The sequence below is a fragment of the Flagellimonas amoyensis genome (assembly GCF_003058265.1).
Lineage (GTDB): Bacteria > Bacteroidota > Bacteroidia > Flavobacteriales > Flavobacteriaceae > Flagellimonas > Flagellimonas amoyensis.
Genome location: NZ_QBUK01000004.1, coordinates 236,753 through 249,255, shown reverse-complemented (window position 1 = coordinate 249,255; position 12,503 = coordinate 236,753). Strand labels below are relative to the sequence as shown.

The window sequence follows — 12,503 nt, the reverse complement described above, 5'->3', positions numbered from 1 at the left end:
AATTCAACATTAATCCAATTATGGCATTACTTAATTTTCAGAAGCCCGATAAAGTTATAATGATAGATTCAACAGATTTCGAAGGGAAATTTGAATTCCGCCCTTTGGAACCTGGTTATGGCTTGACAGTTGGGAACGCGCTGAGAAGGGTTTTGCTTTCCTCTTTGGAAGGTTTTGCCATCACTTCTGTGCGCATAGATGGAGTTGAACATGAATTTTCTGTCGTCCCTGGCGTTGTTGAGGATGTAACCGAAATCATATTGAACCTAAAACAAGTTAGGTTCAAAAGACAGATTGATGATGTTGAGAGCGAGACCGTTTCCATCTCTGTGAGCGGAAAAGAACAATTGACTGCCGGTGATTTCCAGAAATTCATTTCAGGATATCAGGTACTCAATCCTGATTTGGTGATCTGTAACATGGGCTCCAAAGTGAGTATCAACATGGAGATCGTCATCGAAAAAGGACGTGGGTACGTTCCTGCCGAGGAGAACAAGAAATCCAATGCACCGCTTGGTAGCATCGCAGTGGATTCTGTGTACACTCCCGTTAAGAACGTAAAATATAGCATCGAGAACTACAGGGTAGAGCAAAAGACCGATTATGAGAAATTGGTTTTTGAGATCATCACCGATGGTTCCATCCACCCAAAAGATGCATTGACCGAAGCCGCCAAGGTTTTGATCCACCACTTTATGTTGTTCTCCGATGAGCGCATCACCCTAGAGGCTGATGAGATTGCACAGACAGAGACCTACGATGAGGAGTCATTGCACATGCGTCAACTGTTGAAGACCAAATTGGTGGACATGGACCTGTCCGTAAGGGCATTGAACTGTCTGAAAGCTGCCGAAGTGGATACTTTGGGAGATTTGGTTTCCTTCAACAAGAACGACCTAATGAAATTTAGGAACTTTGGTAAAAAATCCTTGACCGAATTGGAAGAGTTGGTGATCAACAAAGGACTTCAGTTTGGAATGGATTTGGGCAAATACAAATTAGATAAAGATTAATCAATCATATTTTGCTCTCCCTATGAAGATGGGATTTGGTAGCAAGATGATAAACTGTAAACATGAGACACGGTAAAAAAATCAATCACCTAGGAAGGAAATCGGCCCACAGAAAGGCCATGTTGGCCAATATGGCTTGTTCCTTGATAGAGCACAAGAGAATCAGCACCACTGTTGCCAAGGCCAAAGCTTTGAAGCAGTTCGTTGAGCCTTTGATCACCAAATCAAAGACCGAGAACAACCAGACTGCCGAAAAAGGCACGCACAACAGAAGGATCGTTTTCAGCAACTTGAGGAGCAAGGAAGCGGTGACCGAACTTTTTGGAACAGTGGCCGAGAAAGTAGGCGACAGACCAGGAGGGTACACCCGTATCATCAAATTGGGTAACCGTTTGGGTGACAACGCTGATATGGCGATGATAGAGTTGGTGGACTTCAACGAGCTATACAACGCTGGTAAGACCGCTAAGAAAACAACCCGAAGAAGCCGAAGGGGAGGAACTAAGAAAGCAGAGGTGGTTGCACCGGTTGCTGAAACCAAAACCGACGATTCTGAAGAGTAAAAATTAGGACGTTTATTTATCCAAGATGTTTTTTCACAAACAATTTTTCACTAAAGCTTTATTTCCTTTCCTTTCATTCTTATCCTTTTTTTGTGCTTTTGGACAATTTGGAGGTATTGATGGACAAGGTGTATTGGAAAAGCAAATGAATGATTTTTGGAGAAAAGGGACTTGGAATACTTCCTATTCAAATGAAAGAATAAAAGGGTCTGTATATTTATTTCCTGAATGGAACACGACGGGTTCCATTACCACAACGAATGGAAAAACTTATAAGACAAAAAAAATCAATTATGATACAAAGTTGGATATGCTTATTCTTCAAGTATCAAAAGATTCGATTTATTCTTTTAATCCAGGGATAATAGAACAGTTTTCAATTGAAAATAGAATGTTCAAAAGATATTTAGACCCTGATTTCGGTAGGAACAGTTATTATGAGGTTATCGCCGAGTCCGATAATTTTAGCATCTTGAAAAGATATACTGCAAGTGTGAAGGAGGGAAGAGTTAACCCTATGACACATGTAAAGGAAACATCAGACAAGTATGTTCAAGAGAGCAAGGTGTTTTACTTTGTGGGAGACGAAAAGAAGTTGACAGAACTTAAGCTATCCACAAATGCAATAGTCAAAGTGTTGGAAGCTGATGAAAGTGAAGCAAAAGACCTCAAAAAGTTTATAAAAAGTAATGGACTTTCAGTTAAGGAAGAAGATGATTTACAAAAAATAGTCACTTATTCAAGATATAATTGATCTATGAAGTTTACATTAAAGTATTTATACAATTGAAAAAAAGATAGGCACCTAGCCTATCTTTTTTTTATGTTTTTTTGTCATAATAGAAATTAGAACACAGCATGAAGTATCACACAAAGAAAAGCGCATTGATTTTGTTGGCCGATGGAACCATTTTCTATGGTAAATCCGTTGGGGGAAAGGAAGGTACCGCCGTTGGGGAAGTCTGTTTCAACACAGGGATGACCGGGTACCAGGAAATTTTTACCGACCCTTCCTATTTCGGACAGTTAATGGTGACCACCAATGCCCACATTGGCAACTATGGCACCCATGAAGATGAAGTGGAATCCGAAACCGTCAAGATCGCAGGGCTTATCTGTAAAAATTTCAGCTACGAGTATTCCAGGCCAAGTGCAGATTCCAGCCTTTTGGAATTTTTGGACAAGAACAACCTCTTTGCCATTTCCGATGTGGACACGCGTGCCCTGGTAAGCTATATCCGGGACAATGGGGCCATGAATGCCCTCATTTCCACAAGGGTCGATGAGATCGATGCCTTAAAAGAAGAGCTCAAGCAAGTGCCCAGTATGGAAGGATTGGAGCTTTCTTCCATGGTTTCCACCAAAGAGCCCTATTATTACGGGGACGAAAATTCAACATATCGTATCTCTGCTTTGGACATCGGGATCAAAAAGAACATCTTGAGAAACTTGGCCAAAAGAGGAGCCTATATCAAGGTGTTCCCTTACAACACTTCTTTTGAGGAAATGAAATCGTGGAACCCCGATGGCTATTTCATATCCAATGGACCCGGTGACCCAGAACCATTGACGGATGCCATTGCAGCCGCCAAGGAAATGATAAAATCCGATAAGCCTTTGTTCGGTATCTGTTTGGGACATCAAGTACTGGCCTTGGCCAATGGGGTGTCCACCTACAAGATGCACAATGGGCACAGGGGGATCAACCACCCTATATTGAACTTGGTGACAGGCAAGGGAGAGATCACTTCCCAGAACCACGGCTTTGCCGTGAACAGGGAAGAGACCGAGGCACACCCACAGCTGGAGATCACCCACGTGCACCTGAACGATCAGACCGTGGCTGGAATCCGGATGAAGGACAAGGACGTTTTCTCGGTGCAATACCACCCTGAGGCAAGCCCTGGACCACACGATGCCGACTACTTGTTCGATCAGTTCTTTGATATGATCAAAACAGGGAAAAACTAAATCGTTATAATTTTATTTTTAGGTTATCAAGAGGGTTTTATCGCGGGCTACATAGTATCAAAAAGCCGCTCCTTTTGTATCTTAGCCCAATTAAATCAAAACATTAATAAGCGTTACAATGAGCATTATCATCAACATTCATGCAAGACAGATATTAGATTCAAGAGGTAATCCTACAGTAGAGGTAGATGTCGTTACCGAAAATGGTATTTTGGGAAGGGCCGCAGTGCCATCAGGAGCCTCTACAGGAGAGCACGAAGCTGTTGAATTGCGTGATGGAGGAAGCTCGTTTATGGGAAAAGGCGTGGCCAATGCCGTCAAGAACGTCAATACCATCATCGCTGAGGAATTGGTGGGGACTTCGGTCTTTGAACAGAACCAGATAGACCAGATCATGATCGAACTGGACGGCACACCCAACAAATCCAAATTGGGCGCCAATGCTATTTTGGGCGTTTCCCTTGCCGTGGCCAAAGCGGCCGCGAACGAGTTGGGCATGCCCTTGTACCGCTATGTGGGCGGGGTAAGTGCCAACACCCTTCCTGTGCCCATGATGAACATTATCAATGGAGGTTCGCACTCCGATGCGCCCATCGCGTTTCAGGAATTTATGGTGATGCCCGTAAAAGCAAAAGATTTCAGCCATTCCATGCAGATGGGTACCGAGATTTTCCACAACCTTAAAAAAGTGTTGCACGATCGTGGATTGAGCACCGCTGTAGGGGATGAGGGAGGTTTTGCACCAAACTTGGCCGGAGGTACGGAAGATGCCTTGGACACCATCGCAAAAGCTGTGGAAAAAGCGGGTTACAAATTAGGAGATGATGTCATGATCGCTTTGGATTGTGCCTCTGCCGAATTCTACGTGGACGGAAAATACGACTATACCAAGTTTGAAGGCGATAAGGGAATGGTGAGGACCTCTGCCGAACAGGCACAATATTTGGCTGACCTTTGCGCAAAATACCCCATCATTTCCATTGAAGATGGAATGGATGAGAACGATTGGGACGGATGGAAACTGTTGACCGAAAAAATCGGTGACAAAGTACAATTGGTAGGCGACGATTTGTTCGTGACCAATGTGGAGCGTTTGTCCAGAGGTATCGAGAATGGTATCGCCAACTCCATCTTGATCAAGGTGAACCAAATAGGTACCCTTACCGAGACCATCGCAGCCGTGAACATGGCAAAAAATGCAGGATACACCTCAGTAATGTCACACCGATCTGGAGAGACCGAGGACAATACCATCGCGGACCTCGCAGTGGCATTGAACACAGGTCAGATCAAGACCGGTTCGGCTTCGAGGAGCGACCGTATGGCGAAGTACAACCAGTTGCTCAGAATAGAGGAGGAGTTGGGAAGTGTGGCCTACTATCCACAGGAAAAAGCCTTTAAGATCAAATAAAAAGATTGATTTTTTAAATATAAAAGCCCTTCCAAATTTGGAGGGGCTTTTTTTTGTTACAGTAACAAACTTTGGTTAAATTGATATTCAACTAAACATACTATCTAAATTTTCCCTCATGAAGAATTTTCTTTTCGTAGCGGCCGAAAACGATGCCTTGGAAAACTGCAAAGCAGGAGGCATGGGCGATGTGGTCAGGGATGTTCCAAGACAGATTTCAGAACGTGGGGACAGAGTGCATGTCATTGTGCCGTCCTATTCAAGGCTCCATCATGGGGGAGTGCCCAAGACCACGCTCAATTTCTCACTAAGGGGACTGGGCTATACCGCGGAACTCTACGAAGTAAAACCGAAGAGGGAATTCCCGAACATCTTCCACTATGTGCTGCACCACCCGGAAATCGAAGCCGGGGACATTGCGCATATTTATCACAACGATCCGGAGGAACCCTTCTATACCGATGCCATAAAATATTTCATCTTTTGCACGGCAGTGGCCGAGGCCATCAAAAAGGGGGCTTTCGGGGGTTTGGATGTGGTCCATTTGCACGATTGGCACTCCAGTCTATTGCTGTTCTTGCGAAAATTCCATCCCGAATACACCAACTTGAAGGATATCCGGTTCGTGTACAGCATCCACAATTTGGCCATACAGGGTATCCGACCGTTCGAAAACAACTATTCGTCCGTGAGGAACTGGTTTCCCGACATAGCCATTGACCAAAGGGCTTTGATGGATCCCAGGTACCGGGACTGCATCAACCTCATGGCCGTGGGCATCCGCTTCGCGGATGCAGTGCACACCGTTTCCCCGTCCTACAAAGAAGATGTGCTTTTGCCCAGTTCCCCACCCGAGTTCATAGGGGGGGAAGGTCTGGAACGGGACCTGCAAAAAGCCGATGCCGAAGGAAGACTTTTTGGCATTTTGAACGGCTGCAATTACAAGAACATCAACAAGGAGAAAAAGGGAAACATCTACCGCAATACCGTCAAGGCACTGTTTCGATGGCTGCAGGAAGAATCCAAGAAGTACAAGGCCGATTTTCTGGCCCATACGGGGGAAAAGATCATGGAGTACGTGGAGAATAGGCCCAAGTTCATTGCGTCCAGCGTGGCCCGTTTGACGGAACAGAAATTCTACTTTTTTATGCGTTCCCCGGAAGCCTTTGTGGAAATCTTGAAACGTTTGGAAAAAGTGGACGGGATTTTTATACTCCTCGGAACCGGGGCGCCCGAGTACGAAGAACTTTTTAGAAAACTGAGCTACGAGCACAAGAATCTCATCTTTACCAACGGTCAATCGGAGAAATTGATCGATTCCATGTATCTCGAATCCGACCTTTATTTTATGCCAAGCCTTTTTGAGCCGTGCGGCATCAGCCAGATGTTGGCCATGCGCAATGGGAACCCATGCCTTGTCCATCACACCGGCGGGTTGAAGGACACCGTGGAGCATATGGTGACGGGTTTCAGTTTCGATGGCGACAGTTACGATGAGAAGATCAAGAACATGTTGGAAGCCTTGGACGAGGCACTGGATGTGTTCCAAAACGACAAGCCCAAATGGAAAAAGATCCAAGCTTCCGCCAAAAAAATGCGCTTCACTTGGCAAAAGTCCGTGGACGAATATTACACGCAACTTTACAAAACAAATTGAGGATTTCTTGCCATTGATATTTTATTGTTAATAACAGCACAAATCACAACAGTAAATTGTTAATGGTTCCGCTTTTTCGTAAATTCCGCATTCTATTTTTACTAATCTATTTAATTGTATAAATGTCGGATAAAGCTATACTCGAATATGGGGGTAAACGGTATGAATTCCCTGTAATCAAAGGTACTGAAGATGAATTGGCTATAGATATAAAGGCGTTGAGGGCCGAAACGGGAATGGTGACCATAGACCCGGGTTACAAGAACACGGGATCCTGTGAAAGTGCTGTTACCTTCCTCGATGGCGAAAAGGGGATTTTGAGGTACCGAGGTTACTCCATTGAAGAATTGGCCGAGAAAGCCGACTTTTTGGAAGTAGCTTACCTGCTGATTTTTGGAGAGCTGCCCAACAAGGCGCAGCTGGCAAAATTCCATAACGACATTAAAGAGGAATCCCAAGTGGATGAGGAGATGAAGAAGATATTGGACGGGTTTCCAAAATCTGCCCATCCCATGGGTGTGCTTTCCTCCCTGACCAGTGCCTTGGTCGCCTTTAACCCTACGTCCGTAGATGTATCTTCGGAAACGGCCATGTACAATTCCATTGTGCGCATTCTGGCCAAGTTCCCGGTTTTGGTGGCGTGGACCCTTCGCAAAAAGAAAGGGCTTCCACTGGATTATGGAGACGATTCATTGGGATATGTGGAGAACATCCACAAAATGATGTTCAAAAGACCCAACCAAGATTACAAGAAAGACCCGATTGCCATAGATGCATTGGACAAGTTGCTGATATTGCACGCAGACCACGAGCAGAACTGCTCCACATCCACCGTGCGTATCGTGGGATCTTCACATGCAGGTCTGTTCGCTTCGTTGTCCGCCGGTATTTCCGCCCTTTGGGGGCCACTACATGGAGGGGCCAACCAAGCCGTTCTGGAAATGTTGGAAGCTATCGAAGCTGATGGTGGCGATACCAAAAAATATATGGCGAAGGCCAAGGACAAGGACGACCCGTTCCGATTGATGGGCTTCGGGCACCGAGTCTATAAGAATTTTGACCCAAGGGCCAAGATCATCAAGAAAGCGGCAGACGATGTCCTGGGTAATCTGGGCATCCAAGATCCCATTCTTGACATTGCGAAGGGACTGGAGAAAGAAGCTCTGGAAGACCCTTATTTCGTGGACAGAAAACTGTACCCCAATGTCGATTTTTATTCAGGGATCATTTACCGAGCCCTCGGCATCCCTACAGAAATGTTCACCGTGATGTTCGCACTGGGAAGATTGCCCGGTTGGATTGCGCAATGGAGAGAGATGCGATTGCGAAAAGAGCCCATTGGAAGACCCCGCCAAGTATATATCGGCGAAAACCTAAGGTCTTTTGTGCCGTTGGAAAAAAGGTAAGATTTGGGACAACCACTATATAGAAAGGGCGATTTATCGCCCTTTTTGCATGTTATAGCCTACTGGCGGAACCTAAGTTCAGTGCCTTGTCGGTATCATAGCATATCCGCATGACCTCCTCATGGTAGTGTTTCTGTATCTCCGAAAGTTCCCTGTTTTGGAGATAATCCTTGGAACGCAGGAACTCTTGATGGATGAAATTATGCGCATCGATGTAGTTCAGGTTTTTGGTCACTGTTTCCATGGAAATTTTGTACTTCGCCAAGGAATTGTCCACCTTTTTCATGTCCCAATCATTGTCAGTACCGGCATCGGGAACATAGCTTTCAGGGAAATCTCCCTGACCTATACAATCCTTATACTTTGCAGCATAGTTAGTTGGCGTACTGTCATTGGAGACAGTAGTGTCATTAACCCCTCGTTCACCATGAATCGCATCAATACCCCCAAGCACGGCAAAGGCACCTGTGAGGAGTGAGGCCAATAATAGTATTTTCTTCATTTGTAGGAAAAATCTTGAAGCAAATGTAATTATTAAAAATGGTATCGGGTCATTTATCTTAAGAAAAGTGTATCAAAAAATTAAAAATTAACTAATTGATATACATTGTGTTAGCTTAATTTGATTTTCCTTTTTAAGCATGGGGTAAACCATTGGGATTATTATGTTTTTTCCTTTTTCGTAAGAGGGAAATAAATAGTAAAACACTAGATTTGCCCTAGAAATTTTAAGGTATTCGTTCAACGGTCAATACGGTCCACCAAAATGATACGATTGCACATAGAAAATGAGACGGCTCCACTAAGGGCGGTGCTGTTGGGAACGGCCAAAAGCTGTGGTCCCACCCCGAAACCAGAGGAAGCCTATGACCCCAAATCGTTGGAACATATCTTGGCAGGCACATATCCCAAAGAGGAGGATATGGTACGTGAAATGGATGCCTTTGTCCAAGTGTTCCAAAAATATGGAGTGGAGGTCTATCGGCCAGAAGTTTTGGAAGATTGTAACCAGATTTTTGCCCGCGACATAGCTTTTGTGATAGAGGATAAGCTTTTTCATGCCAATATACTGCCGGATCGGGAGCAGGAATTTGAGGCCATCCACGAAGTGTTGGACATGATCGCCTCGGAAAACATCATCAGGCCTCCGGCGGAAGTACACATCGAAGGTGGGGACGTGATGCCTTGGAACAATCATATTTTCATCGGAACCTATACCGGGCCGGACTATGCAGGCTATATCACCGCCCGTACCAATAAAGAAGCCGTGGAATATATCCGGGAGCTATTTCCCCACAAAACGGTGAAATCCTTCGAGTTGCGAAAATCCAATACCGACCCTAGGGAAAATGCCCTACATCTGGATTGTTGTTTTCAGCCCGTGGGCAAGGACAAGGCCATTTTGCACAAGAATGGGTTTTTAGTGAAAGAGGAATACCAGTATTTGGTGGATTTTTTTGGGCCGGAAAACATTTTCGAAATCAATAAGGACGAAATGTACCAGATGTTCAGCAACGTGTTCTCCATTTCACCCGAGGTGGTGGTCTCCGAGAAAAACTTTACCCGCTTGAACCACTGGCTCCGCGATCAGGGGCTGACCGTGGAGGAGATTCCCTATGCCGAGATTGCCAAGCAAGAGGGACTTTTGCGTTGCAGCACCATGCCCTTGATCAGGGAACGAATGTCATTCTGAGCGCCGTCGAAGAATCACCACCATTACACATATTTAAAAAAGCATACGAGTGAAAAAACAGATTACCGATACCATTCTTATGGTCCGTCCCGTGAATTTCAGGATGAACGAACAGACCGCTGTGAACAACTATTTCCAGGAAGACCTGGATGTGAGGAACACGGAGATCAACCACAAGGCCCAACAGGAATTCGACCAGTTTGTACAGGTGCTCCGTGACCATGGGGTGAACGTGATCACCGTGGACGACACCAAGGAGCGGGACACCCCCGATTCCATCTTTCCGAACAATTGGGTGTCCTTTCATGAGGATGGGACCGTCTGTCTCTATCCTATGTTCGCCGAAAACCGTCGGAAGGAACGCCGGGAGGATATTTTGGCCTTGTTGGAGGAACAGGGATTTGTGATCGACCACGTGATGGATTATACCGCTGCGGAAGAGGAAGGTGTTTTTTTGGAGGGTACGGGCAGCATCCTGCTGGACCGGGTGAACCAAAAAGCCTATTGCGCCCTTTCCGAGCGCGCGCACGAGGAGCTTTTTATTGAGTTCTGTGAGGATTTTGACTGTTTCCCTGTCATTTTTACGGCCAACCAGACGGTGGACGGGCAGCGGTTGCCCATTTACCACACCAATGTGATGATGGCCATGGCGGAGACGTTTGCCGTGATCTGTTTGGCCACCATTGACGATAAAAAAGAACGCAAGAACGTGGTGGACCACCTCAAAAAGGACGGGAAGGAAATCATTGACATTACCGTGGACCAGATGTACCACTTTGCGGGCAACATGCTCCAAGTTATAGGTGCGGACGACCAACGTTACCTGGTGATGAGTTCCGCGGCCTACAATAGTTTGCGGAAGGATCAGATCGCTGCCATGGAAAAGCATTGCGGTATCATCCACTGTCCGTTGGACACCATCGAGACTTGCGGGGGCGGGAGTGCCCGTTGTATGATGGCCGAAGTGTTTTTGCCAAACTTATCGGGTCTCACGATATCCTAGGTTAAAAGAATATTTGGGATACATGTATTATGGTGATTGACCTGAAGTATCTTTTTTGTCGCATATTTATCTCTGTTTATTCATTGGAAGCTTTCTAATAAAAGACTTATATTGTAATGGTTAATCAAAAGCTCCCCTTCTTTTTAGAACATTAAAATGTATTGACTATGAGGGGAAGCATATATTTTCTGCTTTTGTTTGTTACCACCAATAATGTACAGTCTCAAGAAACTGCTGAAAAGGAATGGATGATTTTTACTTACGAAACTGATACGTTTTCAGAACCTAAAGAAATTAAAACAAAGTATTGGGCTGCTGAGCTTGTAAAAAATGAGAATACAGGTGAAGATGAGTTTCTAAATGACCCATTTGTAATTTACTTGGACAGTGAATCCACATATGGTAGCCAATTGGAAACGTATTGTTTGGACAGTATCTCTCTTCCAATAAAAAATATCCCTGATTATGATGGATATCTAGCAGAACTAAGGAATTTGATAAAAGAAAAAAGGGTCTTGGTAGGGAATAGTTACTCATCTGATTATGAAAAATTGAGCCATGTAAGGATTATAACATACATCTCAACAATAAGAAGTAGACTTTATATATGTAAAAATGATACTGATAAATCAGAATACGGAAATCAAATCGCATTTCCAATTGGTGATTTTGAAGTATTGAAACCTCCATTTATTGGACAAACGGTAATAACTTATTTAAGGGGTTTTTGACGGGGTCCTGAAAAGGAGTATATTGGTGAACCAAAGCGTTCTGTTGAGATTTATAACTCAAAATGAGTTGAAGCCTATCAATTATCCAAAGGCTTTTGCTACCTGACAAAACCCCAAAAATCTGTAACTTCACGTTCAAAAACCGACCTTGCGAAGAAATTTTGAGATCTTGGGGCTCTGTTTGGGCTGGTTCGCCGTGATGGCCCAACTCTACCTGATGCTCCAAAACCGTGAAGTGAGCGTTGCCGAGAGCCTGGTGCGCTTTTTCAGCTATTTCACCATTTTGACAAACGCTTTGGTGGCCCTTTTCTTTACCATCAAAATATTTGGGGCAGACCAAAAACGATTGGCCCTGCTCCATGGAAAGGCAACCCCGATGGCCCTCACGGCCTTCATCATTGTGGTGGGTCTGGTATACCAAGTGGTGCTGCGAAAACTCTGGAACCCCACGGGATTGCAAATGGTGGTGGACGAACTGCTCCATACCATCATCCCCGTATTGGTGTACATCTACTGGGTCATGTTCCATGCGCGGACGCCCGTTGGGTGGAAACCGCTTTTCCGATGGTTGCTATACCCTTTAGGGTATGTGCTGTTCGTGATGGTGCGTGGGCATTTCTCCAGTTTTTACCCGTATCCGTTCCTGAACGTGGGAGTATTGGGGCTGGCACCCACCTTGCTCAACATTGCGGTGGTATGTGCTTTGATGGTGTTGGTCATGGTCGCCCTTTTCTATTTGGGCAAATTGATGCAGCCCAGAAGGGGGACAATTTCCAATGATCAATAAACAATTTCCAATAGGTTGCCAGGAATTGTCCCCTTGAGGCCTGCCTGCCGAAGGAAGGGGACTTTAGGGGTGTAAAGGAAATCGCAATGAACAATTTACAATAACCAATTATCAATACCGCAAGTAGTTGTCAGGTCGAGTGTTCCAAATGGGTTTGGAATGTATCGAGACCGCTTGCCAAGGTAAAATTGATTTGTGCTTCGTTTTATGGATTGATACGAACATGCACAAAATCAAAATTATAAGCTATCGGATGAATGGACTATTA

General features: G+C 44.8%; 12 protein-coding genes. 11 read left to right on the top strand and 1 reads right to left on the bottom strand.

Features of this window, described 5'->3' with window-relative positions:
- The first annotated feature begins 20 nt into the window (after positions 1-20).
- From DB398_RS07435 to DB398_RS07405, 7 genes are all read left to right on the top strand, one after another.
- Entirely contained in the window at positions 21-1,013 is a 993-nt protein-coding gene (locus DB398_RS07435) for a DNA-directed RNA polymerase subunit alpha (protein ID WP_108423759.1), read from the top strand.
- Positions 1,014-1,075: 62 nt separating this feature from the next.
- Positions 1,076-1,576 (top strand): 50S ribosomal protein L17, encoded by a 501-nt coding sequence (gene rplQ / locus DB398_RS07430; protein ID WP_108423758.1) that lies wholly within the window; start codon positions 1,076-1,078, stop codon positions 1,574-1,576.
- 25 nt (positions 1,577-1,601) lie between these two features.
- Positions 1,602-2,330, top strand: coding sequence for a hypothetical protein (locus DB398_RS07425; RefSeq protein WP_108423757.1), 729 nt, complete (start codon positions 1,602-1,604; stop codon positions 2,328-2,330).
- A gap of 104 nt (positions 2,331-2,434) precedes the next feature.
- Positions 2,435-3,547 (top strand): glutamine-hydrolyzing carbamoyl-phosphate synthase small subunit, encoded by a 1,113-nt coding sequence (gene carA, locus DB398_RS07420; RefSeq protein WP_108423756.1) that lies wholly within the window; start codon positions 2,435-2,437, stop codon positions 3,545-3,547.
- A 118-nt stretch (positions 3,548-3,665) separates the two neighbouring features.
- The gene (gene eno / locus DB398_RS07415) at positions 3,666-4,958 is read left to right on the top strand and encodes a phosphopyruvate hydratase (RefSeq protein WP_108423755.1); all 1,293 of its coding nucleotides are present in this window, start codon (positions 3,666-3,668) and stop codon (positions 4,956-4,958) included.
- 118 nt (positions 4,959-5,076) lie between these two features.
- Positions 5,077-6,615, top strand: a complete 1,539-nt coding sequence (locus tag DB398_RS07410; protein WP_108423754.1) for a glycogen synthase — start codon at positions 5,077-5,079, stop codon at positions 6,613-6,615.
- Positions 6,616-6,737: 122 nt separating this feature from the next.
- Positions 6,738-8,021 carry a citrate synthase gene (locus DB398_RS07405; RefSeq protein WP_108423753.1) on the top strand — a complete coding sequence of 428 codons (1,284 nt, stop codon included), beginning with the start codon at positions 6,738-6,740 and terminating at the stop codon, positions 8,019-8,021.
- A gap of 52 nt (positions 8,022-8,073) precedes the next feature.
- Here the strand turns inward: DB398_RS07405 and DB398_RS07400 are convergent, their stop codons facing one another.
- Positions 8,074-8,523 (bottom strand): hypothetical protein, encoded by a 450-nt coding sequence (locus DB398_RS07400; RefSeq protein WP_108423752.1) that lies wholly within the window; start codon positions 8,521-8,523, stop codon positions 8,074-8,076.
- A 264-nt stretch (positions 8,524-8,787) separates the two neighbouring features.
- Between DB398_RS07400 and DB398_RS07395 the strand changes: the two genes are divergently transcribed.
- The 4 genes from DB398_RS07395 to DB398_RS07380 all read left to right on the top strand — a co-directional run bounded on the left by DB398_RS07395 (position 8,788) and on the right by DB398_RS07380 (position 12,235).
- Positions 8,788-9,714, top strand: coding sequence for a dimethylarginine dimethylaminohydrolase family protein (locus tag DB398_RS07395; protein WP_108423751.1), 927 nt, complete (start codon positions 8,788-8,790; stop codon positions 9,712-9,714).
- A 79-nt stretch (positions 9,715-9,793) separates the two neighbouring features.
- Positions 9,794-10,717, top strand: coding sequence for a citrulline utilization hydrolase CtlX (ctlX, locus tag DB398_RS07390; protein ID WP_108423856.1), 924 nt, complete (start codon positions 9,794-9,796; stop codon positions 10,715-10,717).
- A 167-nt stretch (positions 10,718-10,884) separates the two neighbouring features.
- Complete coding sequence (locus tag DB398_RS07385; RefSeq protein ID WP_108423750.1) at positions 10,885-11,448, top strand: hypothetical protein; 564 nt, start codon at positions 10,885-10,887, stop codon at positions 11,446-11,448.
- A gap of 148 nt (positions 11,449-11,596) precedes the next feature.
- A complete protein-coding gene (locus DB398_RS07380) occupies positions 11,597-12,235 on the top strand; it encodes a Pr6Pr family membrane protein (protein WP_108423749.1) in 639 nt (212 codons plus the stop codon).
- Positions 12,236-12,503 lie beyond the last annotated feature (268 nt).